Source organism: Ideonella sp. (assembly GCF_041287625.1).
Classification (GTDB): Bacteria; Pseudomonadota; Gammaproteobacteria; order Burkholderiales; family Burkholderiaceae_C; genus Ideonella.
In genome coordinates this window covers 16,728-36,291 of sequence record NZ_JBGGNH010000051.1, presented here as the reverse complement: position 1 = coordinate 36,291, position 19,564 = coordinate 16,728, and the positions used below count along the sequence as shown (strand labels likewise).

The window sequence follows — 19,564 nt, the reverse complement described above, 5'->3', positions numbered from 1 at the left end:
CAGCCACGCAAAGCGTATGCCAAGCTCCTGCACCGGTGTCGACGGGGATACCCCATGCCGCATGGTGGGACTCGCTCTGGCGATGGCATGCATTCCGGTGGCGCGGCAGCCTTCGCGGCTGGCGGCGCGGTGTCGAGCATGCCCCGCGCTAGACTGCCCGCCTCATCGAGCGTCCCACCGCATGCAAGCCAAGCGAGTCCTCTTCCAGCATCCCCTGGCGTTCTGGATCGGCTGCGCACTCATCACCGCGGGTGTGCTTGCCCATTTGCCGATGTTGTTGATGGGCCAGCACACGCATTGGCGGCTGGTGGGCATGCCGATGACGATGGACATGTGGATTGGCATGGCGCTCATCCCCATCGGTCTTGCACTGTCGTTCTACGCGTTGATGCCGCCGCGGGGGCGGGCCGAATCGTCCACCCCCCAAGCGAGCGCCAGGTACCTGCATGTCGCCGACGGCGTGGCGCTGAACCGTGAGCACTGGAAGCTGGTGCTGGTCCTCATCGTCACCCTCGCCATCGACGTGATGAAGCCCGCGACGCTCGGCTTTGTGATGCCGGGCTTGAGCGCCGAATATGGGCTGCCCAGGTCTCATGCGAGCCTGCTGGCACTGTTCGCGCTCACCGGGACGACAGTGGGCTCGGTGGTCTGGGGGCGCATTGCCGACCGTTTCGGGCGACGCGCGGCCATCCTGTTTTCGGCGCTGATGTTCATCGGCACCGCCATCTGCGGTGCGATGCCGACCTTCGAATGGAACCTCGCGATGTGTTTCCTGATGGGCGCATCGGCCGGCGGCTTGCTGCCCATCGCCTTCACTTTGATGGCGGAGACAGTGCCGGCCCGGCACCGGGGCTGGCTGATGGTCGCGCTGGGCGGCATCGGCACCTCTGCCGGCTACATGATTGCAGCGGGATCGGCGGCGTGGCTGGAGCCGCTCTTCAACTGGCGCGTGCTCTGGCTGCTGGGCTTGCCCACGGGTGCGGTGATCATCTTCCTGAACCGGTTCATTCCCGAGTCTCCGCGCTTCCTGGCGGCGATGGGTCGGCACCAGGAGTCCCACGCGGTCCTGCGCCGATTCGCGGGGGCGAAGCAGGCCCTGGAGGCCGATGACCCGGCGCATCCCGGCCCGCCGGTGATCGACGAAAGCCATCCCGTGTCGGGCATTCGCCCACTGATGCGGGGCCGGCATGCCCGCATCAGCTGGGCGCTGCTGGTCTGCGGCACCGGCTGGGGCTTGGCGAACTTCGGCTTCCTGCTGTGGCTGCCGACGAACCTGAAGGAACTGGGCGTCGACCCCGCTGCGGCCAGCGCGCTGCTGGCGAAGTCGGCCTTCCTCGCATTGCCCGGGATCGCTGTCGTCATCCTTCTCTACCAGCGCTGGAGCAGCTTCAAGGCGCTGGTGCTGTTCATTGCACTCACGGCCGCGGTGCTGCTCGGCTTTGCTGCGCTGGCTGCATTCGAGTTGCGCTCGGCGAGCGTCACGACGGCGGCCACAGCGGCCTTGCTGATCTGCGTCAGCGGCGTGATCGCGATGCTCATTCCGTACGCCGCCGAGATCTACCCGGTTCACCTGCGCGGAAGTGGGTCCGGCGTCATTGCCGCAAGCTCGAAGTTCGGCGGCATCCTGGGTGCCGCACTGGCCCTCTTCAGCTTCTTCGACCATTTCGCGCTCTCAGCCCTCGTGCTCGCGTTGCCCATGGCTTTGTCGGCCGTCATGCTGTGGCGCAGCGGCGTCGAGACCCGCGGCATTGCGCTGGAGGACATCCAAAGCGCGCTGAGGGAGTAGCAGCGCATCACGACCGGATCGTGCTGGCCGTGGGCGCAACTGGGCTAGGAGTTGCCGTTCCAATGCTTGATTAGCTTCGCTTGGCGCGCCTCGCCCGGCCACATGTAAACGGTGTACTTGTCATCTGCGGGCTCCCATTCGTGCTGGATGCTGCCGATGCCTTCCATCACTGCAAGCACACGGTAGGTACCTGGCTTCACCTCAAACCGAGGCGCGTCCGGAAAGTACTGTGTGCAGCCCATCACGACCACTTTGCCGGATGTGATCTCAATGCTGCCTTCGACTGCGTGATCTACTGTTCCGAGTGGAATCTCAGGGTCCGCGTCAACCATGACGATCTCGATGGGGACATCTACGTTTCGTAGCGTGCCGGGACAAACAGCACTTTTGCCGAAGGCCGTCTGGCAGGCCAGCGCTTCGGGCGTCCAGATCGTGGCGAAGTCGTCTTCAGAATCCTCGTCCTGCACGACGAACTGAAAATAGTCGGCAAAGACAATGAAGGCATGCGTTTCGTGCATTGGTTCGGCCGAGGTGTCGAAGGTTGCTCTTTGGCGAATCTTGCCTCATGGTGGCTGCCCTCACTGCCCAGGCGCTACGCTTCTCGGTCGTCGTTGCCCGAGATTTGGTCCAGCACGGGGCGGCGTGATCAAACAGGGCCATGTGGCAGCGTCGGGGAGCTGGATGAACATGTCGTGTCGCAGCCGCGGAAGCGGAGCGCGGCTGGTGGTGGGTGTTGCGATAGTGAAGTCTGCATAGGAGCAAGGTCGGATGTCGAGTTCGCTAGCGGTGGCTCGTCGTCGCAATCGGCGAGCCACCCGCTGGCGCAGTACCCTGCAGAATGCGCAATATGGATGACACCGCACAAGTCGTTGAACAGGCCCTCGCGAACTGGAAGGCGTCTCTCGACCCCAAGTTGGAACTTGGGGGCCTCTACGTAAGAAACCCGACCGCGCACAAGTGGAAGGCACCATTCCGCAGCTTGATGCTGCGCGAGTCAGTCTTTTGGCGACTGCACGATCTGTTGGTGCAGTCACATGTCCTCTTCCAGGCAGGCCATGTGCTGGGCGCCAGGATTCTTTTGCGAAGCGGCTTCGAGACACTGGCACTGCTCATCTACCTGAACCAGTTGATGGCAAAGGTGCTCGATGGCACGTTGAACTTCCACACCTTCAGTGAAAAGACATCGCAACTGCTGCTTGGGTCCAAAGACCGATCAACGAACCACGTTGCGATCAATATAGTCACTGTCCTCGGGCACTGCGACAAGCGCTATCCCGGGCTCGTGAAGTTGTACGGAGAACTCTCAGAAAGTGCACATCCCAACTACGAAGGCATCTGCATCGGCTATTCGACTGTCGATCACGACAATCAAGTGACCAACTTCGCCAACATGTGGGCCGAGATGTATGGCAACACGCACCTCAAAGGGATGCGCGCGTGCATGGTGCTTTTTGAAGCTGAATACAACGAGGTCTGGCCAGATCACTTCGATGAACTGGAGCGATGGATCGAAGCGAACGATGTTGAACTTGAGGCCACCAAGGGCGCGACTTCTTAGGGCTTGGTTGCGCGCGCACTGTCAGCGGCAGGCATCGAAACCTGCACCACGTGCGAGAGGACGGCTGGTGCCGTGCGCCACCGTTCCGCGACGCTGACAACGAGATTGTGTCGGTGGAAAGGCTGGACGGGCTTTCTTCGCCACCAAGGTCAGGATGTCATGGCTCGCCACCATCTCGCCGTGCTGGTTGCGCACTTCCACGTCCCAGGCGACGACGCCTTGGCAGATGTCTTTGGCGTCGCGCTTGTTGCGGTCGATCTTGCAACTGCCATTGGTGGCCGAGGCGACTATCAAGCGGCCGATCCTCGCTGGTGGCCGCACTCCAGTTGAATGTCGCCTTGCATCACTTTGAAATCATCGGCATCGTTGCAGTACACCTGCGTGGTGTCGGCCCACTCCACGAGCTCAAAAGACGGCGCGGCGCTTTCGCTCATGGCGAAAATCTCCAACGCCTCACCAGGAAGGAGCGTGAAATCATGTGCCCATGGTTCGACTGCGACGACGTGCGGTTTGGTTCGACGATTGCGAACGGAGAACTTCGAAATCAGTGTTGTCATAGGTTAGGGGCCGCCTCTTGAAGTGGAGAGTGATGAGGATTGGCGGCTGGCATGGGCGCCTGACATCATCAGCAGCGCTTGCCTGTTGGTTCAGCAGAGCCAGTCGGGACCGCTACAGCAAACGGGCTACCGTTCTCGTCTGAGCGCCATCCCTCTGACAGGGCCGTTCGAATTGCACGCTCGATGATCGCGGGCGTAACGGGCGAGCTGTGTTGGCGCATCCAGTTATCAGGTCTTGCAACGTCGAAGGTGGCGATCAACGTCGAGCCTGCGCATTCGTCTTTGACGATGGCCGCGGTCATCGGGCTCATGGCCAGTGCTTGAGCGTAGGTCGGTCGTGAACGAATCGACCATCGGTAGGTCACTTCGTCCACCACGATGCGCCTGCTTCCTTTTCGTGCAATCGACATCTCTTGAACAACTCGTCGCGTCAGACCGCGCGGCTCTCAAACCTTCTTCGCCACCAACGTCAGGATGTCATAGCTCGCGACCATCTCGCCGTGCTGGTTACGCACTTCCACGTCCCAGGCGACCACCCCTTGGCCGATGCCTTTGGCGTCGCGCTTGTTGCGGTCGATCTTACGTTTGCAGGTCAGGCGGGCCTGGATGGTGTCGCCGATGCCGACGGGCTTGGTGAAGCGCAGGGTGTCCAGGCCGTAGTTGGCCAGCACCGGGCCGGGGGCGGGCGAGACGAACAGGCCGGCGGCGGCGGAAAGCACGAAGTAGCCGTGGGCAATGCGCTGGCCGAAGTCGGTTTCCCTGGCGGCGATCTCGTCGAAGTGCATGTAGAAGAAGTCGCCCGAGATGCCGCCGAAGGCGACGATGTCGGCCTCGCCCACGGTACGGCGGTGCGTGAGCAGCGACTCGCCAATCTGCAGGTCCTCGAAGTGGCGGCGGAAGGGGTGCACCTCGGTCTCGATGACCTTCGCGCCACGCACGTGCTCGCCGGTGATGGCGGCCAGCATGGTGGGTGAGCCTTGCACGGCGGTGCGCTGCAGGTAATGGTGCACCGCGCGCAGTCCGCCCAGTTCTTCGCCGCCGCCGGCGCGGCCGGGACCGCCGTGCTTGAGGGCGGGCAGCGGCGAGCCGTGGCCGGTGGACTCGACCGCGGCTTCACGGTCCAGCACCAGCAGCCGGCCGTGCCACATCGCGGCGGCGGGAATCGCGCGTGCTGCAATCGCCGGGTCTCGCGTCACCAGCGTGCCGACCAGGCTGCCCTTGCCGCGGGCGGCCAGCGCCAGGGCTTCGTCCAGCCCGTCGTAAGGCAGCAGGCTGCTGACCGGGCCGAAGGCTTCGATGTCGTGCACGTCGGCATGGTGCGAGTCGCGTGCCATCAGCAACGTTGGCGAGAAGAACGCGCCTTCGCTGACGCCGTCGCCCACAGGTGCGAAGCCATCGCGTTCGCCATAGACCAACTCGGCGTGTTGCAGCAGCCGGGCCACTCGCTCGGCCACGTCGGCCTGCTGCGCATGCGAGGCCAGTGCGCCCATGCGCACGCCTTCGCGCGCCGGGTCGCCCACGACGGTGGCCGCCAGGCGCTTGCGCAGCCGCGCGGCCACTTCGTCCACGTATTGACGGGGCACGATGGCGCGGCGGATGGCGGTGCACTTCTGGCCGGCCTTGGTGGTCATCTCGTTGGCCACTTCGCGCACGAAGAGGTCGAACTCCTCGTCGGCTGGCGTCACGTCGGGCGCGAGGATGGCGCAGTTCAGCGAGTCGGCCTCGGCGTTGAAGGGCACCGATTGGCGGATCAGGTTCGGATGCACGCGCAGCTTGGCGGCGGTGTCGGCCGAGCCGGTGAAGGTCACCATGTCCTGGCCGGCCAGGCGGTCCAGCAGGTCCCCGGTGCTGCCGATCACCAGCTGCAAACTGCCTTCTGGCAACAGGCCGCTGGCGTGCATCAGCCGCACTGCGGCTTCGGTCAGGTAGCTGGTGGCGGTGGCCGGCTTGACGATGCACGGCATGCCGGCCAGAAAGCTGGGCGCGAACTTCTCCAGCATGCCCCAGACCGGGAAGTTGAAGGCATTGATGTGCACCGCCACGCCGCCGCGCGGCACCAGGATGTGGGTGCCGGCAAAGCCCCCTTTTTTCCCCAGCGGGATCACCGGGCCCTCGTGCAGCACATTGCCCGAGGGCAGGCCGTTGGAGCCCAGGCTGGCATAGGCGTACAGCGTGCCGGAGCCTCCTTCGATGTCGACCCAGCCATCGCGCCGGGTGGCGCCGGTGTGGCGCGAGACCTCGTACAGCGTTTCCTTGTGCTCGTTGAGGTAGGCGCCCAGCGCCTTCAGGCGCGCGGCGCGCTGCTGGAAGTCCAGCTTCAGCAGGGCGGCCACGCCGGGGCCACGGGCGTGCGTGACGGCCTCGCCGAAGTCGAGGTTTTCGGCATGCGTGTCGGCCACCGGTTGGCCGTTGATCGCGCTCAGCAGCGACTGCGAATGCTGCTGGCCGATCCAGCGGCCGCCAATGAAACTTTGAAGGACAGGGGTGGTCATGTGGGGCTCCAGCGGGTCATGCCCGTTCGATGGCAATGGCAATGCCCTGGCCGACGCCAATGCACATCGTGGCAATCGCGCGGCGGCCGCCGGTGCGCTCCAGTTGGCGCAGCGCGGTCAGCACCAGGCGGGCGCCCGAGGCGCCCAGCGGGTGGCCGATGGCAATCGCGCCGCCGTTCGGGTTGACCTTGGCCGAGTCGTCGGGCAGGCCGAGTTCGCGCATCACGGCCAGGCCTTGCGCGGCAAAGGCTTCGTTGAGTTCGATGGTGTCGACCTCGTCCAGCGTCCAGCCCAGGTGGGCCAGCAGCTTCTTCGTGGCCGGTGCCGGGCCGATGCCCATGATGCGCGGCGGCACGCCTGCGGCAACCATCGCCAGCACGCGGCCGCGTGGCTTCAGCTTGTAGCGCTTGACGGCATCGTCCGAGGCCAGCAGCAGCGCCACCGCGCCGTCGTTCACGCCGGAGGCATTGCCGGCGGTGACGCTGCCGTCCGGCCGCACCACGCCCTTCAGGCGGCCCAGCTGCTCCAGCGTGGTCTCGGGGCGCGGGTGTTCGTCTGCCGTGATGCTGACGGGCTCGCCTTTGCCCTTCAGCGCGGGGATGACCACCGGCACGATCTCGCCGTCGAAGAAGCCGGCCTTGCGCGCGGCCTCGGTGCGCTGCTGCGAGGTCCAGGCGAACTGGTCTTGGTCGGCGCGCGTGACCTTGTAGTCGGTGGCGACGTTCTCTGCTGTTTCGGGCATCGAGTCGATGCCGTGCGCGGCCTTCATCTTCGCGTTGACGAAGCGCCAGCCGATGGTGGTGTCTTCGACCTTGGCGCTGCGCGAAAACGCGCTGTCGGCCTTGCCCATCACGAAGGGGGCGCGCGTCATGCTCTCCACGCCGCCGGCAATGACCAAGTCCGCATCGCCGGCGACGATGGCGCGCGCCGCGCTGCCCACCGCGTCCAGGCCCGAGCCGCACAGGCGGTTGATGGTGCTGCCGGGCACGTCCACCGGCAGGCCGGCCAGCAGCGCGACCATGCGGGCCACGTTGCGGTTGTCCTCGCCGGCCTGGTTGGCGCAGCCGTAGAGCACGTCGTCCACCGCGGCCCAGTCCACGCCGGGGTTGCGGTCCATCAAGGCCTTGATGGGCACGGCGCCGAGGTCGTCGGTGCGCACGCCTGCCAGGCTGCCGCCGTAGCGGCCGAAGGGCGTGCGCACGCCGTCGATGATCCAGGCGTGGCGGGGCGAGGGGGTCATGGGTTCAGTCTCCGTTGGATGTCTTGGGGTCGGGTGGCGGTTCGGCCGGCAGCGGCAGGCGCACCGCGCCGATGCCGCCAAAAAACAGGTCCGTGACGACGGGCGCCATCGCGGCGTAGGTCAGCGCGCCGTCGGGACGCAGCCAGGTGAACATCCAATTGATCATGCCGAACAGCAGCATGGTCAGCGGCTTGCTCATGCCGCCTTCGGCGAGCTGCGGGCGGAGCTGCTGGATGGCCTGCGCAAAGCCTTCCACCACCTGGCGTTCCTTGTTCAGCACGCGTTCGCGGTCGGCCGGTTCGAGGAAGCCCACGTCTTCGGTCAGCACCCGGTGCGCATGCTGGGCGCTGCCGTATTCCTCGACGAAGCGGTGGATCAGCTCGCGCAGCCGCGGCTCGGGCAACAGGTCGGCCGCTTCCACTTCCTGCACCAGCTCCTGCAGCCGCGCCACATGGCCTTCGGCAATCTCGACCAGCAGCGCGTACTTATCTCGGAAGTAGTGGTAGACCGCGGGCTTCGAGAGCCCGCAGGCCTGCGCGACCTGGTTCATCGAGGTGCCCGGGTAGCCCTGCTGGGCAAACAGCTCGGCCGCGCGCGCCAGGATGGCTTCGCGCTGGTTGTCATATCCGGCAGAACGTCCGCGGGCCACGGCTTTCCTTGTCAGTGAGGGGAAGCCGGATTCTCAGCGCTCATCGAAGGAGAGCACCACGCGCTCGGTCAGCGGGTGGGACTGGCAGGTCAGCACGAATCCAGCCTCGACCTCGTGCTTTTCCAGCGCGAAGTTGCGGTCCATGCGGACCTGGCCTTCGAGCAGCTTGGCGCGGCAGGTGCAGCAGACGCCGGACTTGCACGAGAACGGCACCTCCAGGCCGGCGGCGGCCGCAGCATCCAGGATGCTGGGGTCGCTCTTGCGGAACGAGATCTCGCGTTCCAGCCCGTCGCGGATGATGATGACGCGGGCGCTTTCGGCGTCGCCCGGCTGCGGCACATGCACCTGCGCGGCGCGCTCGGCATCCGGCACGCCGAAGCGCTCGATGTGGATCTGGTCCTCCGACAGGCCGGCCGCGCGCAAGGCGACCTCAGCTTCGTCGTTGACACCAAACGGGCCGCAGACAAACGCATGGTCGATGCCTGCGGGGTTCACCACCGTGCGGAAGAACTCGGCCAGCTTGTTGCGGTCCAGCCGGCCGGCGTTCAATGGCGTGTCCATGACCTCCCGCGAAAAGACATGGTGCAGCACCAGGCGGGTCAGGTAGCGGTTTTTCAGGTCCTCGAGTTCTTCCTTGAACATCGTGGACTTCTGCTGCCGGTTGCCGTAGATCAGCGTGAAGCGGGCCTTGGGTTGCTCGGCCAGCACCGTCTTCATGATGGACAGGATGGGCGTGATGCCGCTGCCGCCGGCAATGCCGAGGTAGTGGCGGGCGGGTGCCTCGGCGTCCGGCAGTGCCGGCACCGTGAAATGCCCCTGCGGCGGAATGACCTGCAGCAGGTCGCCCGGCTTCAGGTGTTCGTTGACCCAGGTGGAGAACACGCCGCCCGGCACCTTGCGCACGCCCACGCGCAGCTCGTCGCCGCTGGCCGAGCAGATTGAATACGAGCGCCGCAGGTCCACGCCATCGACTTCGGTGCGCAGCGTCAGGTACTGGCCGGGTTTGAAGCGGAACTGCTCGCGAAGAGATTCAGGCACCTCAAATGACACGATGGTCGCTTCGTCGGTGTCCGGGTGCAGCGCGCGCACGCGCAGGGATTGGAAATGCAAACTCATATCGGTTTGAAATGTTCAAACGGCTCCTGGCACGCGATGCAGCGGTACAGGGCCTTGCAGGCGGTGGAGCCGAAGGCGGACAGGCGCTCGGTGCGTTTGCTGCCGCAGCGCGGGCAGGCCAGCCGGGGGATGACACGCACCAGTGATTCGCCTTCGGCCAGCACCGGCCCGGGTGGCGCAATGCCGTAGGCGTTCATCTTCTGGCGCCCGGCCTCGCTGATCCAGTCGGTGGTCCAGGCGGGGGCGCGCTGCAGGCGCACGCGGGCCGGGCCAAGGCCTGCCGCGTTGACGGCAGCCAGCACGTCGCGCTCGATGACCTCGGTGGCCGGGCAGCCGGAGTAGGTGGGCGTGAGCACCACCTCGATGCCACCGTCGCCGGTGTCCAGCACGTCGCGCACGATCCCCAGGTCGCGCACCGAGACGGCAGGCACCTCGGGGTCCAGCACGGTATCCAGCACCGCCCAGACCTGTTCGAGGCGAGCCGTGTCCGGTTCAGGCGGCGCGACCAGGTTCACCAGACGCCTCCGGGGAAACTGCGCTGCAGGTGCTGCATCTCGGCCAGGATGTAGCCCATGTGCTCGCTGTGGCGGCCACGCTTGCCGTCGCTGCGGAAGGCGCCGGTCTTGGGCGCCTGCAGCTTGCCGCCTTCGAGGATCTGGTCCATCTCGGCCGTCCACGCGGCCTGCACGTCGGACCAGCGCGGGCCGAGGCCGTTGGCGGCCGCGGCTTCGTCCACCGCGTCGGCGTCGAACAGCTCGGCCATGTACAGCCACAGGTCGCGCAGCGCGCGTTCCATGCGGCGGCGCGATTCTTCGGTGCCGTCACCCAGCCGGGCCACCCAGTCGGCCGCATGCTGCTGGTGATAGCGCGCTTCCTTCACGGCCTTGCCAGCGATGCCGGCCAGCTCGCTGTCGCTGGAGTCCTGCAGGCGGAGCCAGATCTGCTTCAGGAAGGTGGAGAGCATGGCATTGCGCAGCACGGTGACGGCGAAGTCGCCGCGCGGCAGCTCGACCAGCGTCGGGTTCAGGAAGTCGCGTTCGTCGCGCAGGAAGGCCAGCTGGTCCTCGTCATGTCCTGCCCCTTCGAGCTTGCCAGCGTGGGTGAGCAGCGCGCGCGCCTGGCCCACCAGGTCCAGCGCCATGTTGGACAGCGCGATGTCTTCTTCCAGCACCGGGCCGCGGCCCGACCATTCGGCCAGCCGCTGGCCGGCGATCAGGCAGGTGTCGCCCAGTCGCAGCACGTATTGCACGGCAGGGTTGGTGGCAACTTGAATCGAAGCAGTCATCACATGTGGTCCACGGAGGCGGGCAGCTCGTAGAAGGTCGGGTGGCGGTAGACCTTGTCTTCCATCGGGTCGAAGTACATGTCCTTGTCCGACGGGTCGCTGGCGACGATGTCCCTGGACTGCACGACCCACACGCTGGTGCCTTCCTGGCGCCGGGTGTAGACCTCGCGCGCCAGCTGGATCGCGCCGGCCGCATCGGGCGCATGCAGGCTGCCGCAATGCTTGTGGTCAAGCCCGGCCTTGCTGCGCACGAAGACCTCCCACAGCGGCCATTCCTGCGCTGCCTTGGGGTCGACCTTCGGGTTCTGGCTGTTGCCGGTGCTCATGCTGCTTCCTTGTCTTGCTGCTGTTGCTTGCGGGCATGCGCCATCGCGGCGTCGCGCACCCAGGCGCCGTCTTCCCAGGCGTCCACGCGGGCGTTCAGGCGCTCGCGGTTGCAGGGGCCGTCGCCATTGACCACGCGCCAGAACTCGGCCCAGTCGATGCTGCCGTAATCATGGGACTGGCGTTCCTCGTTCCACTTCAGGTCCGGGTCCGGCAGGCCCACGCCCAGCAGCTTGGCCTGCTCGACGGTGGCGTCGATGAACTTCTGGCGCAGCGCGTCGTTCGAGATGCGCTTGATGCCCCAGCGCATCGATTGCGCCGAGTTCGGGCTCTCCGCATCCGGCGGGCCGAACATCATCAGCGAGGGCCACCACCAGCGGTTCACCGCGTCCTGCACCATCTCCTTCTGTGCCGCGGTGCCGTGGTTCATCATCGTCAGCAAAGCCTCGTAGCCCTGGCGCTGGTGAAAGCTTTCTTCGCGGCAGATGCGCACCATCGCCCGCGCATACGGCGCGTACGAGCAGCGGCAAAGAGGCACCTGGTTCATGATGGCCGCGCCGTCCACCAGCCAGCCGATCACGCCCATGTCGGCCCAGCTCAGCGTGGGGTAGTTGAAGATCGAGCTGTACTTGGCGCGGCCGGTGTGCAGCGCCTCGTACATCTGGTCGCGCGAGGTGCCCAGCGTTTCCGCGGCCGCGTACAGGTACAGGCCGTGGCCGGCTTCGTCCTGCACCTTGGCCAGCAGGATGGTCTTGCGCTTGAGCGTGGGCGCGCGGGTGATCCAGTTGCCCTCGGGCAGCATGCCGACGATCTCCGAATGCGCATGCTGGCTGATCTGCCGCACCAGCGTCTTGCGGTAGTGCTCGGGCATCCAGTCCTTGGCTTCGATGAAGTCGCCGTCGTCGATGCGGGCCTCGAAGCGGGCTTCCAGCTGCACCTCTTCGGCGCTGCGCAGCGGCTTCTGCGTCGGGCCGCCTTCCTTGGCCATCAGGTCCATGGCTTGGGTGTACATGCGCGTTCCTTTCGATGAATGGGGGAGTGCGTGGCTTACTTCGGCCGCTTGTCGACCACGCGGCGGGCCTTGCCGACCAGCGTGCGTTCGATGCTGCCGTTGGCCAACACGCTGGGCTTGACGGAGATGCCCACGAGCGTCTTGATGCGGTGCTGCAGCCAGCCGGCCACGTCGCGCAACTCGGCCTCGTTCAGGCTCGCGCCGGCATGCTGTTCGCAGACCACCTCGACATGGTCCAGCAGGCCCTCGCGGCTGACAACGATCTGGTACTGGCCGGAGAGTTGCTGGTGCTGCAGCACGATCTCCTCGATCTGCGTGGGGAACACGTTGACGCCGCGGATGATCAGCATGTCGTCGCTGCGGCCGACGATCTTGCCCATGCGGCGGAACGAACGGGACGTGGGTGGCAAGAGGCGGGTCAGGTCGCGCGTGCGGTAGCGGATGATGGGCAGCGCTTCCTTGCTCAGCGAGGTGAAGACCAGCTCGCCCTCGCTGCCGTCGGGCAGCACCTCGCCGGTCAGCGGGTCGATGATCTCGGGGTAGAAATGGTCTTCCCAGACGACCGGCCCGTCCTTGCTCTCGATGCATTCGCTGGCCACACCCGGGCCCATCACTTCGGACAGGCCGTAGATGTCCACCGCGTCGATGCCGGCCTTGCCTTCGATCTCGCGCCGCATCGCCTCGGTCCAGGGCTCTGCGCCGAAGATGCCGACCTTCAGCGAGCTTTCGCGCGCGTCCAGCCCCTGGCGGGTGAACTCCTCGATCAGGACCTGCATATACGAGGGCGTCACCATGATGATGTCCGGCTTGAAGTCCTGGATCAGCTGGACCTGCTTCTCGGTCTGGCCGCCGGACACCGGGATCACCGTGCAGCCGGCCCGCTCGGCGCCGTAGTGCGCGCCCAGGCCACCGGTGAACAGGCCGTAGCCGTAGGCGATGTGGACGATGTCGCCGGCCCGGCCGCCGGCGGCGCGGATCGAACGTGCCACCAGGTCGGCCCAGGTGTCGATGTCGCGTTTCGTGTAGCCCACCACGGTCGGCTTGCCGGTGGTGCCGGAGGACGCATGGATGCGCGAGACCTGCTCGCGCGGCACGGCGAACAGGCCGAATGGGTAGTTGTCCCGAAGGTCGCGCTTGGTGGTGAACGGGAACTTCGCCAGGTCGCTCAGCGCCTTCAGGTCGCCCGGGTGCACGCCGGCCGAATCGAAGGCCTGGCGGTAGTGCGGCACCTTGTCGTAGGCGTGCTGCAGCGTCCAGCGCAGGCGCTGCAGCTGCAGCGCTTCGATCTCGTCGCGGCTGGCGGTCTCGATGGTCTCCAGATCACCAGGGGCGGGTCGCTTGGCGGGCATGTCTCTCTCCGAAAATCAGGGGCCGGGGCGTGGGCTCTGCGGCCTCATTCACCGTGGAAGTGACTGCCGGCAAAGTGGTGGCGCGACAGCAGCGGCGCGCGGCGGTAGCGTGTTTCGCCGTAGTGCTGCTGGAGGTTCGCCAGCACGCCGAACACGCGGCTGGGACCGAGCTGGTCGGCCCAGGCCAGCGGGCCCAGCGGGTAGTTGGTGCCCAGGCGCATGGCGGTGTCGATGTCGGCCGCGCGCGTGGTCGAGACCGTCATCAGCTCGGCCGCTTCGTTGGCCAGGCAGCAGACGGTGCGCATCACCACCAGGCCGGCCACGTCGTGCAGCGCCAGGAGGCCGATGCCGGCGGTGTGCAGCAGCGCGGCCAGTTCGGCCAGGTGCGCCTCGGTGCCTGCGCTGGCGGCGGCGCCCAGCAGCGGCGTGCTGGCGAAGTCGCGCGCCAGGTCCAGCAGCAGCATGGGCTTGCCGGCAGCGCGTTCGGTGGCGGTTCGGCCGTCGGTCAGCGCGACCTGCAACTCGCCGAGCTGCAGATGCTCGGCGGGCAGCGTGTCGTCCACGTGGATGCTGACGCCGGATTTTTCCAGGCGCTGCAGCAGCGGCGCGAGCAGCCCGGCGTTGCGCGGCGCACGAACCGACGGCGCGGTGGCCGCGGGCGTGACCAGCGCGACGGCGGGCGCGGCGGCATCCTTCGCGTGCTCGTAAAAGCCGCGCCCGCTCTTGCGGCCCAAGCGGTCTGCACGCACCAGCTCCTGCTGGATCAGGTTCGGTGCGTAGCGCGGGTCGTAGCCGGTGGCCTGGAAGACCGATTCGGTGACCGAGAGGTTCACGTCCTGGCCGATCAGGTCGGTCAGCTCGAACGGGCCCATCGCAAAACCGCCGGCTTCGCGCAGCAATCGGTCGATGGCCGGCGCTTCGGCCACGCGCTCTGCCAGCAGCTTGAAACCTTCGGCGTAATACGGCCGGGCCACGCGGTTGACGATGAAGCCCGGCGCGTTCGGCGCGTCGACCGGCGTCTTGCCCCAGGCCAGCGACAGCGCGCGCATCGCATCGACCAGGGCTGGCGCGGTCTCCACGCCGGCAATGATCTCGACCAGCTTCATGCGCGTGGCCGGGTTGAAAAAGTGCCAGCCGACCAGGCGGGCCGGGCGCTTCAGGCCAAAGGCAATCGCGGTGATGGAGATCGACGAGGTGTTGGTGGCCAGCACCGCCTCGTCGCCCAGCAATTCCTCCAGCTGCCGGAACAGGCCCTGCTTGGGCTCCAGCCGCTCGACGATGGCCTCCACTGCCAAGCCGCAGCCCGCCAGCTCGGCCAGGTGCTCGGTGGCGCGCAGGCGGCTGCCCACAGCAGCGCGTTCTTCCGCCGTCAGCCGGCCGCGCTGAACGGCCTGGTCCAGGTCCGCGCCGATGCGGGCGATGGCCTTGGCCGCCGCGCCGGGCGCCAGGTCGAACAGGCAGACTTCGTGGCCAGCCTGGGCCGCCAGCTGGGCAATGCCGGCGCCCATGCTGCCGGCACCGATCACGGCGACTCGGGTGGACGGATCGAGCGGAAAGGAAGAGGTCATGGGTTCTGCAGACGAGGCACCAGGGAAGGTGGAGAGGTCATCATGGGCGAAGCCATCCGCGGTGTCGGGTCGGGAAAGCACCGGTGAGCGCAGACACAATTGACCGACCGATCGGTAAATAATAGATCCGGTCTTGATCCAGCGCAAGTTCAGGGACTTGGTGGAAACCCTCGCGGGACGGGATGCCGCCGTTGCCGCTGGCGGCGCGCCGTGGCCGCGCATGGTCATGCCAGCCGACAATCGCACATTGCCCAGAACGCAGGAGAACGCGCTTGAAGACTTACGACATTGACGTCCAGAACCTGAAATCGGCCCGACACGACATGGGCCTGATCGAATTCCGCCTGGACCTCACGGTGGTGAACCTGCCGCCGCGCGACGAAGGCGCCGCCAGCAGCCGCCTGCGCCTGCCGGTGGAACACGCCCGCACGCTGCTGATCCTGCTCAAGCAGCAGATCGCCGAGCTGGACAAGCTGCAGCCACGCAGCCGGCGCTCTGGCCGGGCCTGAGAAGCTTCCCAGCGCCGCCAGGGTGCTCAGTTCAGGCGCGAGCCCTTGGGCAGGCGCGCCGACAGCCATTCATGCACGTCGGCCCGGATGTGCCGACCTTCGAGCAGGAAGCTCTCGAACCGGCTGGGCACGTAGGGCAGGTACAGCAGCGGCATGCCAGCTTCCTCGGGCGTGCGGGCGGCTTTGCGGTTGTTGCACGGGCCGCAGGCCGCGACCAGGTTCATCCAGGTCCAGCCGCCGCCGCGCGACTCGGGCTGGATGTGTTCGCACTGCAGCTCGCGCTCCTGAAAACGCTGGCCGCAATAGGCGCAGGTCATGCGGTCGCGCCGCAGCAGCTTGGCCTTGGTGAAACCGGGCACCACGTCGAACAGGTTCAGCTTCGAGGCACCTCGCAGCGCGATGATGGGGTGCACTTCGATCAGCGACTGCCGGCCGCTGGCGACGTTGAAACCGCCGCGCAGCGTGGCCAGCGGTCCGTCACCATCGATCCAGGCGACCGAGCCGGTGGCGATGTGCACAGCAGCCTGCTGCAGCGAGATCCAGGCTTGCGGCGTGCCCTGGATGTCCAACTGCAGCACGTGCTGGTGATGTTGATGCATGCTGGCCTCCTTTCATGGCCGCGGATGGATTGAGGGTCAGGTGAATGGCAGCGGCGCTTGGATTCGAACCAAGGTCCCCAGCTTCAAAGGCTGGTGTCTGAGGCCACTCGACTACACCGCATTCGGATCGAGGAAAAAAGGTTGGCGGAGAGCGAGCGGATCGAACGCTCGCGGCGACTCGCGTCACCGGCCTCGGCTTAGCAAGCCGGCCCCTTGCCACTCGGGCAGCTCTCCGTTGAGCGATTGGGGAAAACAAAAAGGCCCGGGCACCTTGCGGGTGTCCGGGCCTCTGTGTGGGTACAGAGCGACGAGGGTGCGCGGCTATGCGCGGTCCTCTCCCGGATGCGTCGGATCCTCCAGCCATGCCTGCTGCTGGTGCGAACTCGATGGCCGATACAGGTGACTGCCTGCATCGCGCCCGACGCGTCCTTTCATCGCGATGCCACGCGAACCGCCGCCCATGCGCAGGCACACGGCGAGGCCGTGGGCGCGATGGCGATGGAACGATGGGTTGGCGATCACGGTGAACTCTTGGCTGTTGCGTTGGAATGGGCTGGACTGTAAATAGTCTTTACTCTGCTTGTCAACGTATCGCGCGCAAGCAGATCAAAAACAACACAGCGCCTTCACGCTGCCGCCGCGGCAGTCGCTCGCCACTGCGCCGGGCTTTGGCCATGGCGGCGCTTGAAGGCGCGGCTGAACCCTTCGGTGGAGCGGTGCCCACAGGCGGCGGCCACCTGCGCAATCGACTGGTCGGAGCCGGCCAGCAGCTGCGTGGCCTTCAGCAGCCGCCACTCGGCCAGGTGGGCCATCGGCATCTCGCCCGTGGTGGCCTTGAAGCGCTGTGCAAAGGCCGAACGCGACATGCCGGCCTCGCTGGCGATCTGTGCCAGCGTCAAGGGTTCGTGGCAGCGGGTGTGCATGAGGTTCAGCCCCGCATTCAGCCGGGGCTCGAAAAACGCGGCCATCAGGCTCGGGGTTTGAGCCACCGGCTGCGCTGCCTCGAAATGCGCGCGCACCACCTGCACCAGGAAGATCTCGGCCAGGCGCTCGACGATGACCGCGCTGCCCGGCCGCCGGTTGCGCAGCTCTGCCGCCATGAAGCTGGGCAGCGCGTGCACCAGCTCGCGGTTGGCGCCGGTGCGGGCACGCGTGCGGATCAACGTGGGCAGGCTTTTCACCAGCAGCCCGCGCACCTGCGGGTCGAACTCGAAGTGGCCGGAGATCAGGCGCGCGCTGCGCTCGGCGTCGGCGGGCAGCGTGCCGGCGCGGATCATGCGGCCGATGTCGCGCGCATCCGGCGCCAGCGCGGCCTGTGCCGGGTCGCCATGGCCCAGCACGTGTTCCACGCCTTCGGGCATCAGCACCAGGTCGTTGGCCCTCAACGCCAGCGTCTGCCCACCAATCTGCAGCCAGCAGCGTCCCCACAGCACCACGTGGATGCGCGCGTGCACGGTGTGCAGGAAGCGCATCGCCCAGTCGCCGTGAAAGTCCTGCGCGTAATAGACCACGCCCTTGATGCGCAGCGCCTGGAACAGCGCGTCGAAGGCGGGCAGCGGCAGCGGCGGCACGGCCTTGTCAACCGCGCCCGAAGGCACCGCCGCGGTGGAAGAAGGGCTTGGACGCTGCGTCATGATTTCTGGATTCTGTGTCATTCACAGTCCAGCCGCCGCTCCCTAGCATTCGGGCCATCGAAGCTTTTTGACTGATGGCCTGCATGACCACGCTGCTCTACATCGAATCTTCTCCGCGCCAACAGCGCTCGCACTCCACCGCCGTGGCCCGCGCCTTCCTCGACGCCTACCTGGCCCGCCACCCCGGGGTCGAGCTCGACACCTGGGACCTGTGGTCGCCCGACGCGGCCTTGCCCGAATTCGAAGGCGCCGCGCTGAGCGCGAAATTCGCCGCCCGCAGTGGCGTGCCGCACACGCCGGAAGAAGCGGCCGCATGGGCCGAGGTCAGCCGCCACGCACTGCGCCTGCAGCGCGCCGACCTGCTGCTGCTCAGCGTGCCGCTGTGGAATTTCGGCGTGCCCTACAAGTTCAAGCACTGGCTGGACGTGGTCACCCAACCCGGCCTGACCTTCCGGCCCGACCCCCAAAAGGGCATGCAGGGCCTGCTCAAAGCTCGCAAGGCGCTGGTCGTCTCGGCCCGCGGCGGCATCTACACACCTGGCTCGCCCACCGCCGCGTGGGACTTCGTCACGCCCTACCTGCAGCACTGGCTGGGCATGATGGGCGTGCAAGACGTCGCAGTCGTGTCCATCGAAGGCACCAGCATTTCCGAAGCCATGACGCAGGCCGCGCGGGCCCAGGCCGTCGCCGAGGTGCAGGCTCTGGCGGGCGCGTTGTGAGGGGCGCCTAAGATCGGCCCCTTTTGCTCCCGGGAAGGTAGCCATGGTGGACGAATCCAGTGCCCAGCCTGGCCGCAGCGTGCTGATCGCCGGTGCGACCGGGCTGGTCGGCAAGGCTTTGCTGGGTTTGCTGCTGGCAGACCCGGCGGTGCGGCAGGTGCATGCGCTGGTGCGGCGGCCGCTGACGATGAGCGACGCGAAGCTTGCCGCGCATGTCGTGGACTTCGCGGCCTTGCCGAAGCTGCCCGCGGTTGACGAGGTCCACCTCGCGCTGGGCACCACGATCAAGATCGCCGGCAGCCGGCTCGCGTTCCGCGCGGTGGATTTCGATGCCAACCTGGCTGTGGCGCGCGCGGCACGGGCGCTGGTGCGCGCTGCGCGGGGCTGGTCAGCGCGATGGGCGCGAAGGCCGCGTCCAGCGTCTTCTACAGCCGCGTCAAAGGCGAGATGGAAGACGCGCTGGCGACGCTGGGCTTCGACGCCTGGGTCATCGTGTGGCCGTCGATGCTGGTGGGCGACCGCGTGGCGCTGGGGCAACCGGAGCGCCGCGGCGAGCAGGTCGCCGAAACCGTCGGCCACTGGCTGGGGCCGCTGATCCCAGCCAACTACCGGCCTGTCGAGGCTGTGCGTGTGGCGCGCGCGTTGGCGGCGCGGGTGCCGCTGGCGCAGGGACAGGAAGTCCTGTTGTGTGGGGCCTTGCAACACTTCCGCTGACAGGGGCCAAGCCTGTCTCGCGACCGGCAAGCGTGCCGTTCAAGCTTTGCCTGCTAGCGCAGCGCCTTTTCGATCTCGTCGGCATTCACGTAGGCGCCGATCCATTCGGGGCGCAGCAGTTCGTGGATGGTGCTCTTGCCAGAGCCGTTCGGGCCCGCGAAGACCCGAAGCCTGGGTTGCGCGACGGCCGCTGAATTCACCGTGACTCGGTTGTCGCTGCGGGCTTCTTGGTGCGCCTGAGCACGGTGCCAGACCGCACCGGCGTGCTGGCGGGCAAGGACTTGATGACCCGGACCGCACCGCTTGACCGCAATTCGATCAGCTGACCGCCGGCTGATCGCATGACGACCGCTCCCGTCTCCACCAGCGCACGCTCATGAGCCGCCTTGCCAGCCTGGGCCGCCAGCTGGGGAATGCGGGACTCGCCTGCTTGCATGGACGCTTCGCTGATCG

The 19,564-nt window shown here is 66.8% G+C and carries 23 protein-coding genes and 1 tRNA gene; 5 read left to right on the top strand and 19 right to left on the bottom strand.

Annotated elements, in window-relative coordinates; all coding sequences use genetic code 11:
* Nucleotides 1-16 precede the first annotated feature (16 nt).
* A complete protein-coding gene (locus tag ACAH41_RS19245) occupies nucleotides 17-1,786 on the top strand; it encodes an MFS transporter (protein ID WP_370538415.1) in 1,770 nt (589 codons plus the stop codon).
* Between the two features lie 44 nt (nucleotides 1,787-1,830).
* On the opposite strand, the gene ACAH41_RS19240 is transcribed toward ACAH41_RS19245, so the two are convergent.
* On the bottom strand, nucleotides 1,831-2,304 hold the full coding sequence (locus ACAH41_RS19240) for a hypothetical protein (protein WP_325653539.1): 474 nt from the start codon (nucleotides 2,302-2,304) through the stop codon (nucleotides 1,831-1,833).
* Between the two features lie 329 nt (nucleotides 2,305-2,633).
* On the opposite strand from ACAH41_RS19240, the gene ACAH41_RS19235 reads away from it, so the two are divergent.
* A complete protein-coding gene (locus tag ACAH41_RS19235) occupies nucleotides 2,634-3,344 on the top strand; it encodes a hypothetical protein (protein WP_325653541.1) in 711 nt (236 codons plus the stop codon).
* Nucleotides 3,345-3,365: 21 nt separating this feature from the next.
* Here the strand turns inward: ACAH41_RS19235 and ACAH41_RS19230 are convergent, their stop codons facing one another.
* The 13 genes from ACAH41_RS19230 to ACAH41_RS19170 all read right to left on the bottom strand — a co-directional run bounded on the left by ACAH41_RS19230 (nucleotide 3,366) and on the right by ACAH41_RS19170 (nucleotide 14,936).
* Complete coding sequence (locus ACAH41_RS19230) at nucleotides 3,366-3,638, bottom strand: hypothetical protein (protein WP_325653543.1); 273 nt, start codon at nucleotides 3,636-3,638, stop codon at nucleotides 3,366-3,368.
* On the bottom strand, nucleotides 3,635-3,901 hold the full coding sequence (locus tag ACAH41_RS19225) for a hypothetical protein (RefSeq protein ID WP_325653545.1): 267 nt from the start codon (nucleotides 3,899-3,901) through the stop codon (nucleotides 3,635-3,637). The genes ACAH41_RS19230 and ACAH41_RS19225 overlap by 4 nt, the downstream gene beginning before the upstream one ends.
* 68 nt (nucleotides 3,902-3,969) lie before the next feature.
* Nucleotides 3,970-4,311 (bottom strand): hypothetical protein, encoded by a 342-nt coding sequence (locus ACAH41_RS19220; protein WP_325653547.1) that lies wholly within the window; start codon nucleotides 4,309-4,311, stop codon nucleotides 3,970-3,972.
* A 36-nt stretch (nucleotides 4,312-4,347) separates the two neighbouring features.
* A complete protein-coding gene (gene paaZ, locus ACAH41_RS19215) occupies nucleotides 4,348-6,393 on the bottom strand; it encodes a phenylacetic acid degradation bifunctional protein PaaZ (protein WP_325653549.1) in 2,046 nt (681 codons plus the stop codon).
* 16 nt (nucleotides 6,394-6,409) lie between these two features.
* Nucleotides 6,410-7,633, bottom strand: a complete 1,224-nt coding sequence (gene pcaF / locus ACAH41_RS19210) for a 3-oxoadipyl-CoA thiolase (RefSeq protein ID WP_325653551.1) — start codon at nucleotides 7,631-7,633, stop codon at nucleotides 6,410-6,412.
* 4 nt (nucleotides 7,634-7,637) lie between these two features.
* Nucleotides 7,638-8,282 carry a TetR/AcrR family transcriptional regulator gene (locus tag ACAH41_RS19205; protein WP_325653553.1) on the bottom strand — a complete coding sequence of 215 codons (645 nt, stop codon included), beginning with the start codon at nucleotides 8,280-8,282 and terminating at the stop codon, nucleotides 7,638-7,640.
* A 33-nt stretch (nucleotides 8,283-8,315) separates the two neighbouring features.
* Entirely contained in the window at nucleotides 8,316-9,398 is a 1,083-nt protein-coding gene (gene paaE, locus ACAH41_RS19200; protein ID WP_325653555.1) for a 1,2-phenylacetyl-CoA epoxidase subunit PaaE, read from the bottom strand.
* On the bottom strand, nucleotides 9,395-9,916 hold the full coding sequence (gene paaD, locus ACAH41_RS19195) for a 1,2-phenylacetyl-CoA epoxidase subunit PaaD (RefSeq protein ID WP_370538421.1): 522 nt from the start codon (nucleotides 9,914-9,916) through the stop codon (nucleotides 9,395-9,397). The genes paaE and paaD overlap by 4 nt, the downstream gene beginning before the upstream one ends.
* Nucleotides 9,910-10,683 (bottom strand): 1,2-phenylacetyl-CoA epoxidase subunit PaaC, encoded by a 774-nt coding sequence (gene paaC, locus ACAH41_RS19190; protein ID WP_325653559.1) that lies wholly within the window; start codon nucleotides 10,681-10,683, stop codon nucleotides 9,910-9,912. The genes paaD and paaC overlap by 7 nt, the downstream gene beginning before the upstream one ends.
* Nucleotides 10,683-11,009: a 1,2-phenylacetyl-CoA epoxidase subunit PaaB gene (paaB, locus tag ACAH41_RS19185; RefSeq protein WP_325653561.1), complete on the bottom strand. Its 327-nt coding sequence runs from the start codon at nucleotides 11,007-11,009 to the stop codon at nucleotides 10,683-10,685. Before paaB ends, paaC begins: the two co-directional genes overlap by 1 nt.
* Nucleotides 11,006-12,019, bottom strand: coding sequence for a 1,2-phenylacetyl-CoA epoxidase subunit PaaA (gene paaA / locus ACAH41_RS19180; RefSeq protein ID WP_325653563.1), 1,014 nt, complete (start codon nucleotides 12,017-12,019; stop codon nucleotides 11,006-11,008). Before paaA ends, paaB begins: the two co-directional genes overlap by 4 nt.
* Nucleotides 12,020-12,054: 35 nt before the next feature.
* Entirely contained in the window at nucleotides 12,055-13,368 is a 1,314-nt protein-coding gene (gene paaK / locus ACAH41_RS19175) for a phenylacetate--CoA ligase PaaK (RefSeq protein WP_325653565.1), read from the bottom strand.
* A 44-nt stretch (nucleotides 13,369-13,412) separates the two neighbouring features.
* Nucleotides 13,413-14,936 carry a 3-hydroxyacyl-CoA dehydrogenase gene (locus ACAH41_RS19170; protein ID WP_325653567.1) on the bottom strand — a complete coding sequence of 508 codons (1,524 nt, stop codon included), beginning with the start codon at nucleotides 14,934-14,936 and terminating at the stop codon, nucleotides 13,413-13,415.
* A gap of 272 nt (nucleotides 14,937-15,208) precedes the next feature.
* On the opposite strand from ACAH41_RS19170, the gene ACAH41_RS19165 reads away from it, so the two are divergent.
* A complete protein-coding gene (locus tag ACAH41_RS19165; RefSeq protein ID WP_325653569.1) occupies nucleotides 15,209-15,445 on the top strand; it encodes a hypothetical protein in 237 nt (78 codons plus the stop codon).
* Between the two features lie 26 nt (nucleotides 15,446-15,471).
* Here the strand turns inward: ACAH41_RS19165 and ACAH41_RS19160 are convergent, their stop codons facing one another.
* The 4 genes from ACAH41_RS19160 to ACAH41_RS19145 form a co-directional block, all read right to left on the bottom strand.
* Complete coding sequence (locus ACAH41_RS19160; RefSeq protein ID WP_325653570.1) at nucleotides 15,472-16,044, bottom strand: HNH endonuclease; 573 nt, start codon at nucleotides 16,042-16,044, stop codon at nucleotides 15,472-15,474.
* A gap of 142 nt (nucleotides 16,045-16,186) precedes the next feature.
* Nucleotides 16,187-16,278, bottom strand: a tRNA-Ser gene (locus tag ACAH41_RS19155).
* Nucleotides 16,279-16,365: 87 nt separating this feature from the next.
* Entirely contained in the window at nucleotides 16,366-16,566 is a 201-nt protein-coding gene (locus tag ACAH41_RS19150; protein ID WP_325653572.1) for a hypothetical protein, read from the bottom strand.
* A gap of 104 nt (nucleotides 16,567-16,670) precedes the next feature.
* Nucleotides 16,671-17,678: an AraC family transcriptional regulator gene (locus tag ACAH41_RS19145; protein ID WP_325653574.1), complete on the bottom strand. Its 1,008-nt coding sequence runs from the start codon at nucleotides 17,676-17,678 to the stop codon at nucleotides 16,671-16,673.
* An 83-nt stretch (nucleotides 17,679-17,761) separates the two neighbouring features.
* Between ACAH41_RS19145 and ACAH41_RS19140 the strand changes: the two genes are divergently transcribed.
* Together ACAH41_RS19140 and ACAH41_RS19135 are read left to right on the top strand one after the other, a co-directional pair.
* Nucleotides 17,762-18,397 (top strand): NAD(P)H-dependent oxidoreductase, encoded by a 636-nt coding sequence (locus ACAH41_RS19140; RefSeq protein WP_325653576.1) that lies wholly within the window; start codon nucleotides 17,762-17,764, stop codon nucleotides 18,395-18,397.
* Nucleotides 18,398-18,793: 396 nt separating this feature from the next.
* Nucleotides 18,794-19,111 carry a hypothetical protein gene (locus ACAH41_RS19135; RefSeq protein ID WP_325653577.1) on the top strand — a complete coding sequence of 106 codons (318 nt, stop codon included), beginning with the start codon at nucleotides 18,794-18,796 and terminating at the stop codon, nucleotides 19,109-19,111.
* 53 nt (nucleotides 19,112-19,164) lie between these two features.
* On the opposite strand, the gene ACAH41_RS19130 is transcribed toward ACAH41_RS19135, so the two are convergent.
* A complete protein-coding gene (locus ACAH41_RS19130) occupies nucleotides 19,165-19,311 on the bottom strand; it encodes a hypothetical protein (protein ID WP_325653579.1) in 147 nt (48 codons plus the stop codon).
* Nucleotides 19,312-19,564 lie beyond the last annotated feature (253 nt).

Coding starts and splice junctions, on each gene's coding strand:
- ACAH41_RS19240 (WP_325653539.1), bottom strand. CDS start 2,304: ATGCACGAAACGCATGCCTTCATTGTCTTTGCCGACTATTTTCAGTTC.
- ACAH41_RS19170 (WP_325653567.1), bottom strand. CDS start 14,936: ATGACCTCTTCCTTTCCGCTCGATCCGTCCACCCGAGTCGCCGTGATC.
- ACAH41_RS19245 (WP_370538415.1), top strand. CDS start 17: ATGCCAAGCTCCTGCACCGGTGTCGACGGGGATACCCCATGCCGCATG.
- ACAH41_RS19220 (WP_325653547.1), bottom strand. CDS start 4,311: ATGTCGATTGCACGAAAAGGAAGCAGGCGCATCGTGGTGGACGAAGTG.
- paaA (WP_325653563.1), bottom strand. CDS start 12,019: ATGTACACCCAAGCCATGGACCTGATGGCCAAGGAAGGCGGCCCGACG.
- pcaF (WP_325653551.1), bottom strand. CDS start 7,633: ATGACCCCCTCGCCCCGCCACGCCTGGATCATCGACGGCGTGCGCACG.
- paaB (WP_325653561.1), bottom strand. CDS start 11,009: ATGAGCACCGGCAACAGCCAGAACCCGAAGGTCGACCCCAAGGCAGCG.
- ACAH41_RS19235 (WP_325653541.1), top strand. CDS start 2,634: ATGGATGACACCGCACAAGTCGTTGAACAGGCCCTCGCGAACTGGAAG.
- paaC (WP_325653559.1), bottom strand. CDS start 10,683: ATGACTGCTTCGATTCAAGTTGCCACCAACCCTGCCGTGCAATACGTG.
- ACAH41_RS19140 (WP_325653576.1), top strand. CDS start 17,762: ATGACCACGCTGCTCTACATCGAATCTTCTCCGCGCCAACAGCGCTCG.
- paaK (WP_325653565.1), bottom strand. CDS start 13,368: ATGCCCGCCAAGCGACCCGCCCCTGGTGATCTGGAGACCATCGAGACC.
- paaZ (WP_325653549.1), bottom strand. CDS start 6,393: ATGACCACCCCTGTCCTTCAAAGTTTCATTGGCGGCCGCTGGATCGGC.
- ACAH41_RS19145 (WP_325653574.1), bottom strand. CDS start 17,678: ATGACGCAGCGTCCAAGCCCTTCTTCCACCGCGGCGGTGCCTTCGGGC.
- ACAH41_RS19135 (WP_325653577.1), top strand. CDS start 18,794: ATGGGCGCGAAGGCCGCGTCCAGCGTCTTCTACAGCCGCGTCAAAGGC.
- ACAH41_RS19225 (WP_325653545.1), bottom strand. CDS start 3,901: ATGACAACACTGATTTCGAAGTTCTCCGTTCGCAATCGTCGAACCAAA.
- ACAH41_RS19160 (WP_325653570.1), bottom strand. CDS start 16,044: ATGCATCAACATCACCAGCACGTGCTGCAGTTGGACATCCAGGGCACG.
- paaE (WP_325653555.1), bottom strand. CDS start 9,398: ATGAGTTTGCATTTCCAATCCCTGCGCGTGCGCGCGCTGCACCCGGAC.